This is a genomic window from Pseudarthrobacter sp. efr-133-R2A-89, assembly GCF_030209315.1.
In the GTDB taxonomy this organism is placed as follows: domain Bacteria; phylum Actinomycetota; class Actinomycetes; order Actinomycetales; family Micrococcaceae; genus Arthrobacter.
In genome coordinates, this window is record NZ_JARVSE010000010.1 from 381025 (window position 1) to 397307 (window position 16283).

The 16283-nt window shown below is 68.1% G+C and carries 16 protein-coding genes and 1 riboswitch; of the genes, 8 read left to right on the forward strand and 8 right to left on the reverse strand.

The features are described from left to right. The first annotated feature begins 47 nt into the window (after positions 1 to 47). Positions 48 to 896 (forward strand): PHP domain-containing protein, encoded by an 849-nt coding sequence (locus QRM95_RS17570; RefSeq protein ID WP_285248752.1) that lies wholly within the window; start codon positions 48 to 50, stop codon positions 894 to 896. 13 nt (positions 897 to 909) lie between these two features. Here QRM95_RS17570 and QRM95_RS17575 read toward each other — a convergent pair whose 3' ends face one another. The 4 genes from QRM95_RS17575 to thiE all read right to left on the reverse strand — a co-directional run bounded on the left by QRM95_RS17575 (position 910) and on the right by thiE (position 5979). Next, positions 910 to 1782, reverse strand: a complete 873-nt coding sequence (locus tag QRM95_RS17575; protein WP_285248753.1) for a DNA-methyltransferase — start codon at positions 1780 to 1782, stop codon at positions 910 to 912. Positions 1783 to 1790: 8 nt separating this feature from the next. Beyond that, on the reverse strand, positions 1791 to 3461 hold the full coding sequence (locus QRM95_RS17580) for a DEAD/DEAH box helicase (RefSeq protein WP_285248754.1): 1671 nt from the start codon (positions 3459 to 3461) through the stop codon (positions 1791 to 1793). A 290-nt stretch (positions 3462 to 3751) separates the two neighbouring features. Beyond that, entirely contained in the window at positions 3752 to 5257 is a 1506-nt protein-coding gene (locus QRM95_RS17585; RefSeq protein WP_285248755.1) for an RNB domain-containing ribonuclease, read from the reverse strand. 29 nt (positions 5258 to 5286) lie between these two features. Beyond that, positions 5287 to 5979 carry a thiamine phosphate synthase gene (gene thiE / locus QRM95_RS17590; RefSeq protein WP_502934982.1) on the reverse strand — a complete coding sequence of 231 codons (693 nt, stop codon included), beginning with the start codon at positions 5977 to 5979 and terminating at the stop codon, positions 5287 to 5289. Positions 5980 to 6006: 27 nt separating this feature from the next. Further along, positions 6007 to 6125: riboswitch (TPP riboswitch) on the forward strand. Here thiE and thiO point away from each other — a divergent pair. From thiO to QRM95_RS17605, 3 genes are all read left to right on the forward strand, one after another. Beyond that, positions 6121 to 7410 carry a glycine oxidase ThiO gene (gene thiO, locus QRM95_RS17595; RefSeq protein ID WP_285248756.1) on the forward strand — a complete coding sequence of 430 codons (1290 nt, stop codon included), beginning with the start codon at positions 6121 to 6123 and terminating at the stop codon, positions 7408 to 7410. It overlaps the preceding riboswitch by 5 nt. Next, a complete protein-coding gene (thiS, locus tag QRM95_RS17600; protein ID WP_018760287.1) occupies positions 7407 to 7643 on the forward strand; it encodes a sulfur carrier protein ThiS in 237 nt (78 codons plus the stop codon). Before thiO ends, thiS begins: the two co-directional genes overlap by 4 nt. Positions 7644 to 7647: 4 nt before the next feature. Continuing rightward, on the forward strand, positions 7648 to 8460 hold the full coding sequence (locus QRM95_RS17605) for a thiazole synthase (RefSeq protein WP_285248757.1): 813 nt from the start codon (positions 7648 to 7650) through the stop codon (positions 8458 to 8460). A gap of 62 nt (positions 8461 to 8522) precedes the next feature. Here QRM95_RS17605 and QRM95_RS17610 read toward each other — a convergent pair whose 3' ends face one another. Genes QRM95_RS17610 through QRM95_RS17620 form a run of 3 tightly spaced genes read right to left on the reverse strand, consistent with a single transcriptional unit; the run spans position 8523 to position 9786 of the window. Next, the gene (locus QRM95_RS17610; protein WP_285244315.1) at positions 8523 to 8825 is read right to left on the reverse strand and encodes a hypothetical protein; all 303 of its coding nucleotides are present in this window, start codon (positions 8823 to 8825) and stop codon (positions 8523 to 8525) included. A gap of 26 nt (positions 8826 to 8851) precedes the next feature. Further along, entirely contained in the window at positions 8852 to 9076 is a 225-nt protein-coding gene (locus tag QRM95_RS17615; RefSeq protein ID WP_285248758.1) for a DUF3107 domain-containing protein, read from the reverse strand. A gap of 44 nt (positions 9077 to 9120) precedes the next feature. Continuing rightward, positions 9121 to 9786, reverse strand: a complete 666-nt coding sequence (locus tag QRM95_RS17620) for a TetR/AcrR family transcriptional regulator (protein WP_018760283.1) — start codon at positions 9784 to 9786, stop codon at positions 9121 to 9123. Positions 9787 to 9870: 84 nt separating this feature from the next. Between QRM95_RS17620 and moeB the strand changes: the two genes are divergently transcribed. Continuing rightward, on the forward strand, positions 9871 to 11070 hold the full coding sequence (gene moeB / locus QRM95_RS17625) for a molybdopterin-synthase adenylyltransferase MoeB (RefSeq protein ID WP_285248759.1): 1200 nt from the start codon (positions 9871 to 9873) through the stop codon (positions 11068 to 11070). 183 nt (positions 11071 to 11253) lie between these two features. Here the strand turns inward: moeB and QRM95_RS17630 are convergent, their stop codons facing one another. After that, positions 11254 to 12582, reverse strand: a complete 1329-nt coding sequence (locus QRM95_RS17630; RefSeq protein WP_285248760.1) for a glutamyl-tRNA reductase — start codon at positions 12580 to 12582, stop codon at positions 11254 to 11256. A 159-nt stretch (positions 12583 to 12741) separates the two neighbouring features. Here QRM95_RS17630 and hemE point away from each other — a divergent pair, with 159 nt between their 5' ends. From hemE to QRM95_RS17645, 3 genes are all read left to right on the forward strand, one after another. After that, complete coding sequence (gene hemE / locus QRM95_RS17635; RefSeq protein ID WP_285248761.1) at positions 12742 to 13836, forward strand: uroporphyrinogen decarboxylase; 1095 nt, start codon at positions 12742 to 12744, stop codon at positions 13834 to 13836. A gap of 3 nt (positions 13837 to 13839) precedes the next feature. Further along, positions 13840 to 15288, forward strand: coding sequence for a protoporphyrinogen oxidase (hemG, locus tag QRM95_RS17640; protein WP_285248762.1), 1449 nt, complete (start codon positions 13840 to 13842; stop codon positions 15286 to 15288). A 138-nt stretch (positions 15289 to 15426) separates the two neighbouring features. After that, positions 15427 to 16224 carry a hypothetical protein gene (locus QRM95_RS17645; protein ID WP_285248763.1) on the forward strand — a complete coding sequence of 266 codons (798 nt, stop codon included), beginning with the start codon at positions 15427 to 15429 and terminating at the stop codon, positions 16222 to 16224. Positions 16225 to 16283: the final 59 nt, after the last annotated feature.

A 16283-nucleotide genomic window follows, 5' to 3' on the forward strand; every position in this document is an offset into this window, starting at 1 on the left:
CGAACAGGCTCCGGTGCCGGAGGGGCGGGGTCCACTAGTCTGGACAAGTGAGGATTGACCTGCATGCCCACTCCAACGTCTCCGATGGGACAGAGCCGCCCGCCGACGTCATGGCTTCCGCCGCGCGTGCGGGCCTGGACGTGGTGGCCTTGACCGACCATGATTCCACCGCGGGTTGGACCGAGGCGGCCGCTGCCGCCGTCACGCACGGCGTGGCGTTGGTTCCCGGCATGGAAGTCTCCTGCCGGACCGCGGAAGGCATCAGCGTCCACCTGCTGAGCTACCTGCACGACCCCACCCATCCAGGCCTGCTGGAGGAGATCACCAAGGCCAAGGACTCCCGCCTGACCCGGGCCGAACGGATGGTCACCATCCTGGCCGAAGACTATCCCCTGACATGGGACGACGTGATCCACCATGTGGCCCCCGGCGCCACCCTGGGCCGGCCTCACATCGCTGATGCCCTGGTGGCTGCAGGGGTGGTGGAAGACCGTTCCGAGGCGTTCGCTTCCATCCTCACCTCCCGGTCCCGCTACTTCATCCCGCACTACGCACCGGACCCGGCCACCGCCGTCGAACTTGTCCGTGCCGCGGGCGGCGTGCCGGTATTTGCCCACCCGGTGGCGTCTGCACGGGGCCGGATCGTGGGGGAGCGGACCTACCGGGAGATGATCGACGCCGGACTGGCGGGATTGGAGATCGACCACCGGGACAATCCGGAAGAGGGCCGGGCGTTTTTGCGCAAGCTTGCCGCCAAGCACGGCCTGCTGGTCACCGGCTCCTCCGACTACCACGGTACGGGCAAGCCCAATCTGCTCGGCGAGAACGTCACTGCCCCCCGGATGCTCGCGCGGATCGAGGAACTGGGCACGGGGGCCGCGGTCATCCGCCCCTGATCAAGGGGGCGCGTCAGGTGGGCTGGTACACGGCCATGGTGGCGTGCGCACCGAGTCTTTTGGCCATGATGTCGATCGCGGGCTGATTCTGGTCCACGCACACGAACTTCCGGCCGAGCTTGGCCGCCACGGCGCCCAGGGTGCCGGAGCCTGCGAAAAAGTCCAGGCACCAGTCGCCGGGGCGGGACGAGGCGGCCACAATCCGGCGGACCAGCCCTTCCGGCTTCTGGGTGGGGTACCCGGTCTTTTCCTTGCCGGTGGGGGAGACGATGGTGTGCCACCAGACGTCCGTAGGCAGCTTGCCCAGTTCGCGCTTGGCCGGCGTCACCAGCCCGGGGGCCATGTAGGGTTCACGATCCACCTCGGCGTTGTCGAAGTGGTATTTGGCCGGGTTCTTCACGTACACCAGGATGTTGTCGTGCTTGGTGGGCCACCGGTTCCTGGCCCGGGCGCCGTAGTCGTAGGCCCAAATGATCTCGTTGAGGAAGCATGCCCGGCCGAAGATGGCGTCCAGCATCACCTTGGCGTAATGCACTTCCCGGTAGTCCAGGTGCAGGTACAGGGTGCCGTCATCGGCCAGCAGGCGCCACGCCTCCACCAGCCGCGGTTCCAAGAAGGACCAATAGTCGCTGAACGCGTCGTCGTAGCGATGCAGGGCGCCCTTGATGGTGTCGTAGGAACGGCCCTTGAAGCCCACCCGGTCCCCGCTGCCTTCGGCGTTGGCCACCATCCGGGTTTCCTGCCGCTGCTGCGGACGGCCGGTGTTGAAGGGCGGATCCACATAGATCAGCGTGAAGGCGCCGTCCGGCAGTGTTGGGAGGTACTCCGCGTTGTCCGCGTGAACCACCAGGCTGCCGCCGTCCGGCGCCCAAACAGTGTCTGTCATCGACGCAGTTAGCCCTCGGAGCTGCCGGGCTGTCCGCCCTTGTCCGCGGCGGCAACCACTTCGCCGTTGCGGCGGCGGGTGCGCGTCCGGGGACGGCGGGTGCGCGAGGACTGGTCGCCGTCGGCCGCGGGGGCGGCTGCGTCGGCGGCAGGGGCGGCGGAGTCGGAGGTACGACGACGGCGCTCACCGGAGCGGGCGGAGTCCCGGCCGCCGGCCTTTCCGCCGTCGTCCTTTCCACGTCCCCGGCCGTCGCGGTCGCGGGAACGGGAGGCGTCCCGGCCGCCGCGGCTGTTCTTCTTGCCGGTTTCACCCAAGTCCTCAAGCACCTCGGCGTCAACGCCGGCCAAGGTCCGCTTGTCGCGCGGAAGGCGTCCCTTGGTGCCCTCGGGGATGTCGAGGTCGCTGTAGAGGTGCGGTGAGGAGGAGTAGGTTTCCACGGGCTCGGGGACGCTCAGGCCCAAGGCCTTGTTGATCAGCGCCCAGCGCGGCATGTCATCCCAGTCGACGAACGTGACCGCAGTGCCCTTGTTGCCGGCGCGGCCGGTGCGGCCCACCCGGTGCAGGTAGATCTTTTCGTCCTCGACGCACTGGTAGTTGATCACGTGGGTGACATCGTCCACGTCGATGCCGCGGGCAGCGACGTCCGTTGCCACCAGCACGTCCACTTTGTTGTTGCGGAACGCGCGGAGCGCCTGCTCACGTGCGCCCTGGCCCAGGTCGCCGTGGATGGCTGCCGCGGCGAAACCGCGGTCCACCAGTTCCTCGGCCACCTTGGCGGCGGTGCGCTTGGTCTTGGTGAAGATGATGGTCCGGCCACGGCCCCGGGCCTGCAGGATGCGCGCCACCACCTCGGTCTTGTCCATGCTGTGTGCACGGTAGATGAGCTGGCGGATGTCGCGCTTGGTGAGGCCTTCATCATCCGGATCGGCTGCCCTGATGTGGGTGGGCTGGGTCATGTAGCGGCGCGCCATCGCGATGACGGGGCCGGGCATGGTTGCCGAGAACAGGAGCGTCTGGCGGACAGCCGGGGTTCCGGCGATGAGGGTCTCAACGTCCGGCAGGAAGCCAAGGTCCAGCATTTCGTCGGCTTCGTCGAGGACCACGAGCTTGACGTTCTTCAGGCTCAGGTGCTTCTGCTTGTACAGGTCGATCAGGCGGCCCGGGGTGCCCACTACTACTTCGACGCCCTGCTGGAGTGCTTCAACCTGGGGCTCGTAGGCGCGGCCACCGTAGATGGTGGTGATCCTGGCGTTGCGCTTGCGGGAGGCCGTCTGGAGGTCGTTGGCCACCTGCACCGCCAACTCGCGGGTGGGGACGATGACCAAGGCCTGCGGGGCGCCCGGGACGGCCAAATTGGCGTAGCCGGGGTCGTCCTGTCCGATGACCCGCTGCAGCGCCGGGATGCCGAAGCCCAGGGTCTTGCCGGTACCGGTCTTGGCCTGGCCAATGATGTCGTGGCCTGCCAGTGCCACCGGCAGGGTCATGGCCTGGATGGGGAAGGGGTGCGTGATCCCGGCGTCGGCCAGGGATTCGACGATGTCCGCGCGGACGTTGTAGTCGGCAAAGGACTTCTCCGCGATCTCGTGCGGCGTCTCGTCCGAGATGATGGTCTCTTCCGGCTCGATGGTCTCGGTGCCGGACGCATCGGTCAGGAGCTGGTGGGTATGCAATTCACTCACGGGGAGTTTCCTTATTCATTTGGGCAATGGCGCTGCCTGCTCAACGGGCCGGCCAGTCCTGGCCGTTCCGGAGCACGCTCGGGCGCGCAAGCTAATCCAGTGGAAGCCGATCGCGGGCTATCTAATGCTGGCACTGGTGACCAACGGGCAAATCTCAAGATCGCGTAGGGGCGGGCTTGTTGGTTTCAAATCAAGGAAATCAACGACCGGGCATCCAGTTCTACCTTCCCAGTCTAGCCGTACAGGGGCGAAATCCCCGTGTTGCCCCTTCCTGCCGCGTCCGCCGGGCCCTATGGAACCAGCTCGAAGTGGATCTGCCGGGTGGTGATGTCGGAGGACAGCAGCCGGACGCGCACCTTGGTACCGGAGGTCAGCTCGCCGGCGCAGCGTGCCGTGACCGCCGGTTCGGCGATCTGGATGATCCCGGAGCTGCCGTTCCCGTTGCCGTTTTTCGCGGACCCGTTGCCGTTCCCGTTCTTGGCCGATCCGTTGCCGTTCCCGTTCTGGGGTTTGGACCCGGAAATCACGATCGCGTCGAATTCCTGGCCGATGTGGTTCAACAGCAATGCCGCCTCCACCGTGTCCAGCGCCATCCGCTCCATCCGCGACGCCAGCTGGTCGGAACCGGCCATGATTCCCGGCAGCAGCGGCAGCGCCTCCCGTGCCCAGCCCGGAACGCCACCGCCGTTGCTGAGGGCCTCGCAGATTACCAGCACGAAGCGGTCCACCAGCCGGCGCAGCGGGGCAGTGGTGTGGGCGTAGGCGGCGCCAATGGCGGACTGGATGCCGTCGTCCGGGACTGTCCCGTCAAACGCCGTATAGGACGCACCCCGGAACAGCATCCCGGCCGAATGCATGATGGCCAACTGGCGCGGATCGGTGGGGTCCAGCGACCGCAGGTACTCGCCGTAGCTGACTTCCCCGTCCCACGGCCTGCCCAGCACCTCGGTCTGCAGCCGGAAATGCCTCAGCGACCGCTCATCCGGGGCCGGCATGGTGCGCAGGATGCCCACCTTGCCGTCCAGCATGAGCTGGGCGGCCGCCATCCCCGTCATCAGCGAAATCTGCGCGTTCCAGTCCTCCACGGGAAGCTGCGGGGCGGCGTCGATCCGGTAGCCGCCGTCGGGCAGTTGAACGATCTCCTGCTCCGGCATGTTGAGGCTGGCGCCCCCGCGCGCCCGCTCCAGCGCCACCCGTTTCAGCCCCACTTCCCGCAGCAGTTCCAGCACGGGGGGAGCGGCGCCGGCGTCGAGGGCGGCTTGTGCACCCTTGTAGCTGAGCTTGTCGCGGCTGCGGATCCGCGCCCGCCTGACGCCCACGGAGATCACCGCTGCGTCGGCGTCGAGCGTGAACTCCCAGACGAAAGCCGAACACTCCTGGCCCGGCAGCAGGCTCCCGGCCCCTTCGCTGATGACCTCCGGGTGAAGCGGGATCCGGCCGTCGGGAGCGTAGAACGTCTGTCCGCGGCGCCGGGTCTCAGCATCCAGCGGACCACCCGGTGCAACAAAGGCAGGAACGTCGGCGATCGCGTACAGCACCCGGTAGCCGCTCCCGTCCGGCTCGATGAACACCGCTTGGTCCAGGTCGGTGGACGATGCGGGGTCGATGGTCACGAACGCGACCGCGGTCAGGTCATAGGACGGCAGCTTCAGGGCCGCCACGGCGGCGCGGGCGTCCTCCACTGCCGCTGCCGGATAAGGCCCCGGCAGTTCGAGTTCGGTCCGCAACGCGCCCAGTGCCTCTTCCAGGGCGTTCCGATGGTCGCGGACATTGGGAGCCAACCGATGATGTGACACAAAAGTCAGCGTAACTCCAAGTCCTGGGTTTACGCAGGCCCGGGGCCGGCAGCGTCCAGCGCGTCGAGCAGGGAGGCTGCAGCGGCCGCGGGATCCGCCGCCTCGGTGATGGCACGGACCACCACGATCCTCCGTGCACCTGCCTCCGCCACCTGGTGCACGTTCCCGTGGTCGATGCCCCCGATGGCAAACCACGGCACCGGGCTGGGTACCTCCGCGGCGGCCTTGGCGGCGTACTTCACCAGGTCCAGCCCGACGGCGGTCCGGCCGGGTTTGGTGGGCGTGGCCCAGACAGGTCCCACGCAGAAGTAGTCCAGGTGGGAAGGCCCGGCCGCGGCGGAGAGGGCGGCATCCACCTGGTCCGGGCTGTGGCTGGACAGCCCGATGGCCGCATTACCGTTGACCAGCGTCCGGGCCGCAGCCAACGGGAGGTCCTTTTGGCCGATGTGGAACACCGGTGCGCCGGAAAGCACCGCGATGTCAGCCCGGTCGTTGACGGCCCACAGCCGCCCGTGGCGCACCGCCGTCTCCTTCAAGACCGCCAGCAGGTCCAATTCCTCGGCGGCCTCGATGTTCTTGTCGCGCAACTGGATGATGTCCACGCCCCCGGCGAACGCGGCATCCACGAACCGGGCAAAGTCGCCGCGGTCCCGGCGCGCATCCGTGCAGAGGTACAGTCTGGCCGCCCCGAGGGCAGGAAAGGAGGAGGGGGACATATTCATGCCTGCCAGCCTAGTTCCTCTAAACTGGGCTGGTACTGCGGGAGCCCGCGGCAGCTGTCACAAAGCGCCGGGCTGAGAGGGCGTCAGAGCCGACCGCTTGACCTGATCCGGCTAATACCGGCGTAGGGAAGGAACCACACCATGACCAGCACCAGGAACTGCCTGCCCGGGCCTGGCGACGACGCCATCCGGGCCGACGTCGCCGTCATCGGCGCGGGAGTGGTGGGACACGGAATCGCCTGGGAGATCCAGCGCTCCGGCCGTTCCGTCGCGCTCATCGATGACGCGCCCGGCGCCGGCGCCAGCTGGGCCGCTGCCGGCATGCTGGCCCCCGTCAGCGAGCTGCACTACCAGGAAGAGGACCTCCTGGAGCTCATGCTCGACGCATCCTCCCGCTGGCCCGGCTTCGCTGCCGGCGTCGCCGCGGCTGCCGGAGCCGGGACCGGCTACCTGACGACCCCCACCCTCGCTGTCGGTGTCGACGCTGCCGACCGGCGGACGCTGATGGACCTGCGCGCAGTGCAGCAGGCCAGCGGCTTGGAGGTGGCACCGTTGACCGTGCGTGAAGCCCGCAGCCGCGAACCCCTGCTGAGCCCCGGGATTTCATGCGCGCTGGACACCCCGGCCGACCACCAGGTGGACCCGAGGAAGCTGATAGCGTCCGTGCGGCTGGCCCTGGCGGGCGCGGCACGGGAAACCCCGACGTTGGCGGTTGCCGGTGCCACGGAAGGCTTTGCCGTGCCGGAGCGGGCGGCCGGACTGCTGTGGAAGGACGGGACGGTGGCCGGCGTCCGCTTGGGGAGCGGCAGATCAGTCCTGGCCAAGGAAACAGTCGTGGCCAACGGCCTGCACGCGCCGTCCCTTGATGGCTTGCCCCAAGGCCTGGAACTGCCCCTGCGGCCGGTGCATGGGGACATCCTCCGGCTTTCCGTGCCGCAGCACCTCCGCCCGCTGGTGACCGCCACGGTGCGCGGACTGGTTCACGGGATCCCGGTGTACATCGTCCCCCGGGAGGATGGCACGGTAGTCATCGGGGCCTCCCAGCGGGAGGACGCGCTTTCCGACGCCGTGAGCGCCGGCAGCGTGTACCAGCTGCTCCGGGACGCCCAGGCGCTGGTGCCCGCCGTCGCCGAACTTGAACTCCTGGAATGCACCGCCCGGGCGCGCCCCGGAACCCCCGACAATGCACCCTTGCTGGGCCGGGTCGCGGCCTCCTTGGGATCCGGGGGCCCAGCGGACGGGCACGTGCTGGGGCTGATCATCGCGACCGGTTTCTTCCGGCACGGGGTGCTGCTCACGCCCGCCGCCGCCGCCGTCTGCACAGCACTCCTGGACGGGGCCGCCGATCCCCGCTGGGCGCCGTTCAGCCCGGACCGTTTTTCCGGGTCGGCCGTGACCGTCCCCAGCCCCCACATGAAGGAGACAGCGTGAACATCACCCTCAACGGAAACCCGCACACGGTGGCCGACGGCGCCTCCATCACCACGCTCGTCAGCCAGGTCACCGGGCGGCCGCTGGCCCCCAACGGCCAGGCGACGGACGGCAGGAAACTGGGCGTCGCCGTCGCCCACAACGCCCAGGTGGTGCCGCGCAGCCAATGGTTCGGTACCGCGCTCGCCGACGGCGACGACATCGAACTCGTCACCGCAGTACAAGGAGGCTGACACCATGACCGAAACCGGCACCATCAACACTGCAAGCCAAGCCGCAGGGGACACCCTGGTGATCGACGGCGTCGCCCTGGCATCCCGGCTCATCATGGGCACCGGCGGTGCGCCCAGCCTGGACGGACTGGGCGCCGCGCTCCTGGCCTCCGGCACGGCACTGACCACGGTGGCCATGCGGCGCTACTCACCCGCGGAAACCGGCTCGCTGTTCCAGCTGCTGGTGGACCACGGGATCAAAGTCCTGCCCAACACCGCCGGCTGCTTCACCGCCCGGGACGCTGTCCTTACCGCGGAACTGGCCCGGGAAGCCCTCGAAACCGACTGGGTGAAGCTGGAAGTCATCGCCGACGAACAGACCCTGCTGCCGGACGCCGTGGAACTCGTTGAGGCCACCGAGCAACTGGTCAACCGCGGCTTCAAGGTCTTTGCCTACACCAACGACGATCCCGTGCTGGCGCTGCGGCTGGAAAATCTTGGCGCCACCGCCGTGATGCCGCTCGGCGCACCGATCGGCACCGGCCTGGGCATCCTGAACCCGCACAACATCGAACTCATCGTCTCCCGGGCCTCGGTCCCAGTGGTCCTGGATGCGGGCATCGGTACGGCCTCCGACGCCGCCTTGGCCATGGAGCTGGGCTGCGACGCCGTCCTGCTGGCCACAGCCGTGACGCGGGCGCAGAATCCGGCGCTGATGGGCGAAGCGTTCAAGCACGCCGTGATTTCCGGCAGGTTGGCGAGGGCCGCCGGACGGATCCCGCGCCGGGAACACGCCCTGGCATCATCGGCGATGGAGGGCCGGGCCGAGTTCCTCTAGCCGCTAAAAAGCTGTGGCCACCACCCGTGCGGGTGGTGGCCACAGCTTTATCCAGGATTGGTTCAGCTCCGCAGGACCGCGTTCAGCCGCTCCGTGTCATGGCGTGTCCGGGTGCGGCCAAGGTAGACGACGGCGGCAATGGCCGCGGCGGTGCCGAGGACGATGGGCAGCACCCAGGGGAGCCACGTCAAACCCGGAAGATAGCCGAAACCTGCCGTCATGAGGATGATCCACGCCATCGCCGCGACGCCCACGGCGATCCCGGCGGGCACGCCCGCGCCGTAACGGGAATGGCGTTTGTCATTGGCCCAAACGATAAACCCGGCGGCGAGCGTGGCCAGCACGACGATGGTCAGCGAGAGCATGGATCTCCTTGGAAAGTTCTGTCAGCCTAGAACTGGCCGAAACCTACGCGGCGGACCTCTTCAGCGCCGATTTCCACATAGGCCAGCGCGCTGCCGGGAACAATGATCAGGCGTCCCTTGTCATCCTTCAGGCGCAACTGGGTGCCGTCGTTGATGGCTTCACCAACAGTCTTGGCCACCGTCTCAGCATCCTGGTCTGACTCGAGCACGATTTCGCGGCCAACGTTTTGAACGCCGATCTTAATTTCCAAGGGGGCCTCCCAGCCTGGTTCGTCGATGATGTCTTATTTGTAGTCTAGGACTCTTTGGGGAAGCGAGAGATTCCGCGCCAAGCTAAACGGTAGATGAGGTCGCTGGCCACGTTGAGGTCCAGGTTGCCGTCCGTTTCCAGCCAATACCGGGCGCTGACCTGCGCCATCCCGGCGAGGCCGCGGCCCAGGAGTTCCGCCTCTAGGTGGGGGAGCTTGGTGTCCTCGGCAATGACCCGGGCGATGGCGTCTGCGAAGGTCCGATTAAAGGTCTCCAGCCTGGAGCTGACATCGGGATCGTTGATCAGGTCCGATTCGAACACCAGGCGGTGAGCCTGGTCGTCGTTGGCGATGAAGTGGAAGTAGGCGCGCATGACGGCCTGCACGCGCTCGTCGTTATCGGTGGTGGAGTTCAACGCCCCCAGCATCAGCTCTGTCAGCGATGTCAGATGGCTCTCCAGCAGGGCCAGGTACAGCTCACGCTTGGACGGGAAGTGCTGGTACAGGACGGGCTTGCTCACGTGGGCAGTCTCTGCAATTTCGTCCATCGCGGCCCCGTGGTAGCCATTCGCAACGAAGACTTCCTGGGCGGCGGCAAGCAACTGCGCACGGCGTTCGTCCCGGGGCAGCCGGGCGGACCGTTGGCCTGCGGGGCGGGAGGGAGTTTGCGGTTCGGCCGCGGGCGGGCGGTCAGCCCGTGCTTCAGGGACCACAGTTGTCCTTCTTTCCATTGCAGTTACATTCACTTTACTGCGGGGTAATATGACCCGGCGGTATCCCGGGGCATACATTGAAGTATGGCTTCGACGTTCACCGCAAATGTTTCAACCCATTCGCTGGATCCGCTGGTGGAACCGGCGGCCGCCCTGACGTCCGCCGAGGTGGAACGCTACTCCCGGCACCTGATCATTCCCGAGATCGGCGCACTGGGGCAGCGGCGGCTCAAGAACGCGAAAGTGCTGGTCATCGGAGCCGGCGGCCTCGGTTCACCAGCACTGCTCTACCTCGCCGCGGCAGGGGTGGGGACGCTGGGCATCATCGACGACGACGTGGTGGACCTGAGTAACCTGCAGCGCCAGGTCATCCATGGTGTGCAGGATGTGGGAAGGCCCAAGATCGAGTCGGCCCGCGATGCCATCGCCGCCCTAAACCCGCTGGTGGATGTCCGCCTCCACAACGTGCGCCTGGATTCGGGCAACGCGCTTGAACTGTTTGCGGAGTACGACCTGATCCTGGACGGCGCTGACAACTTCGCCACCAGGTATTTGGTGAACGATGCCGCCGCCATCCTGGGCAAACCCTACGTCTGGGGCTCCATCTTCCGTTTCGACGGACAAGTGAGTGTCTTCTGGGAGAAGCACGGCCCCACGTACCGGGACCTCTACCCCGAGGCCCCTCCCGCCGGTTCCGTGCCGTCCTGCGGCGAGGGCGGCGTCTTCGGCATGCTGTGCGCCGCCGTGGGCTCGCTGATGGTCACCGAGGCAGTGAAGCTGATTACCGGCGTCGGCCGCTCCCTGCTGGGCCGCGTGGCGCTGTTCGATGCCCTCGGCGGCAGTTGGCGGGAAATCCGGGTCTCCAAGGACCCCGCGGCGGAATCCATCACCGAACTCACGGACTATGAGGCGTTTTGCGGGATTGCCCCGGAGTCCACTACGGACACGGAACACACCATCACCGCCACCCAGCTGGCCACCATGCTCGCGTCGCGGAAAGCCGGGCTCAAGGACTTCGAACTGGTGGACGTGCGGGAGGCCGGCGAGTATGACATTGTCCGGATCGACGGGGCCAAACTGATTCCGCAGGGACGGATCCTGGCAGGGGAGGCGTGGGGCGAGCTTCCGCAGGACCGGGACATCGTGTTCCACTGCAAGGCCGGGACGCGCTCCGCGAACGTCCTCGCGGCAGCCCGCCAGGCAGGCTACCAGCGTGTCAGCCACCTCGACGGCGGAATCCTGGCCTGGGTGCGCGAGGTGGAACCCGACAAGCCGGTCTACTGACGGAAACGCCCGCTCACCTTTGACATCAATTTCCCCAACGCCCGCTCACTTTTGACAGCTTCCAAACCAACGCCCGCTCACTTTCTTGAAGGAAGTGAGCGGGCGTTGCGTCAATTGAAGTAGGAAGTGAGCGGGCGTTGCCTCAAATGTGGCAGGAAGTGAGCGGGCGTTGCTGACGGGATGTCAGGCGGTTTCGCGGCCTGTGTGGTCTACCGGGCATTCGGGCTCCGCGGCTGCGGCCGCCGGCGCGACACCCGGCTGCTCGACGGTGATGCCGTAGAGGGCTTCCAAAGCGGCCACGTAGTCATCCTGCTGCCCGTTGGCGGCAAGTTCGCGGGCCCGGACGGTGGGAACGTGCAGCAGCTGCTTGACCATCCGGCGGAGCGCGAATTCGACTTCTTCCGCGGCGGCGGTGCAGCCGTGGCGGGCCCGGACCTTTTCCATCTCCGCGTCCAGCACGTTCATGGTGTGCCGGCGCAGGGCGACAATGGCGGAGTCAACCGAGCGGGCTTCCCGTTCCTGTTCGAACGCCTTGGCGGCGCCGTTGACGATGCCGCTTGCCTGGGTCAGCGATTCGGCCTGCTCCTGCGGGGCAGCGAGGCGCACCGATTCCAGGGTGAGCAGCTCCACGCCGTCCAGCTCGCCGACGGCGGGGTCGAAGTCGTGCGTGAGGGCAAGGTCGATGGCGATCAACGGCTGTGCGGAATCCGCGCGGACCTGGGCCAGTTCATCGGCTTCCACCCGGGTGTCCGAACCGCTGCAGCCAATCATGACGTCAGCCGCAGCAACCGCCGGACGGAGGGATTCGACGTCCAGTGCCGTGCCGCCGCGTGTTGCCACGAATCCTTCGGCCCGCCCCGAAGACGAGTAGACGCTGATGTCCGTGCAGCCGCGTTCGCGGAGGAGGGCCATGGTGGCGCCTGCGTAAGCACCGGTTCCGAAGAGCACTACCTTTTTGGCGGACCAGTCGGGACTTTCGGAGAGGTCGGTGGCAAGGTCCAGCGCCACCGAGACAATGGAGAGGCCGCGGGAACCCAAAGCAGTCTGGGCGCCAACGTCCTTGGCGGTCTTGGACGCGGCCTGGAAGAGCCGGACCAGGCCGGCGCTGGCGGTGCCGTCATGCTGGGCGGTAATCAGTGCCCGCCGTACCTGCCCGGCGATTTCGCGTTCACCGACGACGGCGGAGTCGAGCCCGGCGCTCACGGCGAACAGGTGCTGGGTCACCTCGGGCCCGGTGCGGGTATTGAACGAACGCGAAACCAGGGGTTCAGCCAGGCCGCTGGCCTCGCTGATGCGGGCGACGAGGGCGGCGCGGGCAGCCTCGACGTCGGCAGCGTTGGGGGCTTCACCGTAGATTTCGAAGCGGTTGCAGGTGGCCAGGACCACGGCGCCGGCCACGGCGGGGGATTCGATGAGGGTGGACGCGGCAATCCCTGAGGAACCGTTGCTCAGCTGAGCGACGGTTTCAAGATCGATGTCGGCGTGTGTAGCCACCAATGAGAAAAGAACCACAGCAGACCAATCATAGCTTTTTCGTTGCCCGGTAGAACAACCGCCGGAAAGGATAGTCGCCACACCCTGCGGTGATCCCGGACACCTTCCCGTCGCGAGGGCCGCACGGCGACAGGTTGTCGTTATCTTTTGCGGCTCTTTTTGGGCACAATCAAAAGCATGACTCCTAGCCCTGCCGTCTCCGCTGCCGGCGCCCTCGCCGCAGACCATCCACTGATGGACGGCCGCACAGCGGACTCACCGCTGATCACGGCCTACCGCGGAGGCAAACCCTCCCGCCGTCCCGTCTGGTTCATGCGGCAGGCGGGCCGGTCGTTGCCGGAGTACCTCAAGGTCCGCGAGGGCATCGCCATGCTGGATTCCTGCCTCCGTCCCGAGCTGGCCTCGGAGATCACGTTGCAGCCCGTACGCCGTCACGACGTTGACGCCGGCATCTTCTTCTCAGACATCGTGATTCCGCTGAAGCTGGCCGGCGTCGGCGTCGACATCGTGCCGGGGGTGGGGCCCGTCCTGGACAAGCCCGTGCGCACGGCCGCCGACGTTGCCGCCCTCCCGCAGCTGACCTGGGAGGCGCTTGAGCCCATCCGCGAGGCCGTCCGCCTGACGGTGGCTGAACTGGGTAAGACGCCGCTCATCGGTTTCGCCGGCGCCCCCTTCACGCTGGCCGCCTACATGGTGGAAGGAAAGCCGTCGCGCGACCACCTTGGCCCGCGCACCATGATGCATGCCGACCCCGAAACCTGGAACGCCCTGGCAAATTGGGCCGCAGACGCCTCCGGCATGTTCCTCCAGGCGCAGCTGGAAGCGGGTGCCTCGGCGGCCCAGCTCTTCGACTCGTGGGCCGGCTCGCTGGGTCTGGCCGACTACACCCGCTATGTTGCGCCGGCCTCCGCCCGGGCCCTTGACCACGTCCGCCACCTTGGTGCCCCGCTCATCCACTTCGGCACCGGCACCTCCGAACTCCTGGTGGCCATGCGCGATGTTGGCGTCGACGTGGTGGGCGTCGACTACCGGCTGCCCCTGGACGAGGCGAACCGCCGGCTGGGCGGCACGGTTCCGCTGCAGGGGAACATCGACCCCGCGCTGCTCCCAGCCCCCTGGAACATCCTCGAAGCCCATGTCCGGGAGGTCATTGCGGCCGGTTCCGCCGCGCCCGGCCATGTCCTCAACCTCGGACACGGCGTGCCGCCCGAAACGGATCCGGCCGTCCTGACCCGGGTGGTGGAGCTCATCCACTCCATCCCGCCGGCGTAACCCGTGGGCAGTTCTCCGGCCAAACCCGGCACGGTTCTGGTGGTGGGCGGCGGGATTTCCGGGCTCCTGTCCGCCCGGGAACTCGCCGCGGCCGGCCTTGGCGTGACCGTGCTCGAGGCCGGCGACACGTGGGGAGGTTGCGTTGGCAGCCATACCGTGGCCGGCCTCACGCTGGACAGCGGCGCGGAATCCTTCGCCACAAGGTCCGACGCCGTGGCACGCCTTGCCACCGAACTGGGACTGGGCGGAAGGATCGTTTCCCCACGCCCGGGCGGTGCCTGGGTCCAGCTTCCCGACGGGCCCCGCGAATTGCCCAAGACCGGCGTGCTGGGCATCCCGGCCAACGTCTGGGACCCTGAGGTCCGGCGGACCCTGGGCATCATGGGCTCGCTGCGTGCCTCGCTGGACCGGTTCCTGCCGGCGTCGGTGGGTGCCGGCACGGGCGTAACCAGCGTTGCTGCCCTCGTCCGGGCGCGGATGGGCGCGCGGGTGCTGGACCGCCTGGTTTCGCCCGTAGTGGGCGGTGTCCATTCCGCGGATCCCGGGCTGCTCGACGTCGACATGGTGGCGCCGGGCCTTCGAATCGGGCTGCGGAAACACGGTTCCCTCGCTGCCGCGGTGGCGGCGCAGCGGCGGCCCGCAGGCGGTGCGGGAGCAACCGATCCAGGCCGTCCCGCCAAAGCCGGGTCCGCCGTCGCCGGTCTTGACGGTGGCATGCACACGCTGGTGGATGCCCTGGTAGCCGATCTGCGGTCGCGGGGAGTGACCCTGCTGGCGCGCACGGCGGCGACGGCCGTCAGTCGCACCACGGCAGGCTGGCGGGTGGACGCCGCCGGCACGCCGTTCACCGGCGGCCTGCTGGTTATGGCAGTCGACGGTCCGGCCGCCGTCGGGCTCCTGGAAGCCGCAGTCCCTGCGATCGCAGGGAAGCAACCGGCCTCCGGGCCTGACGTCAAGCTTGTCACCCTGGTGCTGGACCAGCCTGAGCTGGACCGGCGGCCACGCGGAACCGGGATCCTGGTGGCCCCGCAAACCCCCGGCGTCGAGGCGAAGGCACTCACCCATGCCACGGGCAAATGGGACTGGCTCGCCGCCGCTGCAGGCCCCGGCCGCCACGTGCTGCGGCTGTCTTACGGCCGGGTGGACGGCGCCTCCGACCAGCCTGGCGGCCCGGACTCCGACGAGGAGCTCTTCGCGGCGTCGCTTCGCGACGCATCAGGACTGCTGGGCGTTCCCGTCGCGGCCGGTGACATCCGGGACTGGGACGTGGTGCGGTGGCGCGGGTCCCTCCCCTTTGCCGCGGTGGGACACCGGGCCCGGGCGGCAGCCATCCGGAAGGCGTGCACGGCTGCCGGCGGCCTGGCCGTCGTCGGCGGCTGGGTGGCCGGGAACGGCCTGGCTGCCGTTGTTGCCGATACCCGGGAACAAATTGGCCGACTGACCGGCGCCTGACTATCGCTGCTGGTCAGCACGCCGGGACGCCTTGACGGCTCCGTTTAGACCCTGCGGCCGGGCCGTTCCCGGTTTTCAATCCGGCCGGCGTTCTGGTTAGGGTCGATGACTATGGTTCAACACAGGTCCGAGCTTCCAATGTCCCGGACCGGTATCCATGGGGGACTCCGGCGAGGCACCGCAGCAGCGGTCGTCGGAGCGGTACTGGTTCTTTCCACCGGCGTCCAGGCGTCCTTGGCCGATGACGCAGTCCCGCCCCAGGATCCCACGGCACAAACCTCGCTGAGTGCAGGAACAACAGCGTCAGCCTCTGTTACGGCGGGAGGCCCGCTGTCCGCACTCCTTCCCGATCTTCCGCTGCCAACCACCTCCGGGACCCCTTTGTCCCCGGCCGCGCGGACCCCCGTGCCGACCACACCTGCTCCGTCGTCGCCGTCGCCGTCTTCTTCGCCGTCATCCGCCCGGACGGCGACCACCACCGCCTCGGCACCTGCCACGGCCCCGGGTGCCGGCACGGCGTCCGGCTCCGCGGCAGCGGCGTCCCCATCGGCCCCGGCGCCTGCCCAGGCGGCGGTCCCTCCCGCTCCCGGAACTGTCGATCCCGGCGCGGGATCCGGCGCCGCAGCAGGGATGTCCGGCACGGCAGCCGGTGACGCTGCAGCAGGCCAGGAAAGTACACCGGCTGCCGCCGGTCCGGACGCCGGCGGGGTTCCGTCAACTGGCCGACCCTCCGGCACTGCCCTGCTGCCGGGCCCCCAGCCGTCTCCGGCAGCCCGCACCGCGCAGGCGGCCGGAGTCCCGGCAAGTCCCGGCCGCCCGGTTTCGTCCATCGAGGCCCTGCCGGGCGTGCCCGATGCCATGGTGTGGCTGGGAGTCGGGCTCGTTGGCGTGGGGACCGCCGCCGGCCTGGTGTTCCTGCGCATGCGCCGGTTGTAAAGTCCGCGCAGCGCGACCCACGGGCTGGATAATGTGACATTCCTCACTTCTACGAGTTG

What these genes read in the sequence shown, in the direction of transcription:
- QRM95_RS17645 (WP_285248763.1), top strand. Translation starts at nt 15,427, where the DNA reads ATGTCCCGGACCGGTATCCATGGGGGACTCCGGCGAGGCACCGCAGCA.
- thiE (WP_502934982.1), bottom strand. Translation starts at nt 5,979, where the DNA reads ATGAATATGTCCCCCTCCTCCTTTCCTGCCCTCGGGGCGGCCAGACTG.
- moeB (WP_285248759.1), top strand. Translation starts at nt 9,871, where the DNA reads ATGGCTTCGACGTTCACCGCAAATGTTTCAACCCATTCGCTGGATCCG.
- QRM95_RS17610 (WP_285244315.1), bottom strand. Translation starts at nt 8,825, where the DNA reads ATGCTCTCGCTGACCATCGTCGTGCTGGCCACGCTCGCCGCCGGGTTT.
- hemE (WP_285248761.1), top strand. Translation starts at nt 12,742, where the DNA reads ATGACTCCTAGCCCTGCCGTCTCCGCTGCCGGCGCCCTCGCCGCAGAC.
- QRM95_RS17605 (WP_285248757.1), top strand. Translation starts at nt 7,648, where the DNA reads ATGACCGAAACCGGCACCATCAACACTGCAAGCCAAGCCGCAGGGGAC.
- thiO (WP_285248756.1), top strand. Translation starts at nt 6,121, where the DNA reads ATGACCAGCACCAGGAACTGCCTGCCCGGGCCTGGCGACGACGCCATC.
- QRM95_RS17575 (WP_285248753.1), bottom strand. Translation starts at nt 1,782, where the DNA reads ATGACAGACACTGTTTGGGCGCCGGACGGCGGCAGCCTGGTGGTTCAC.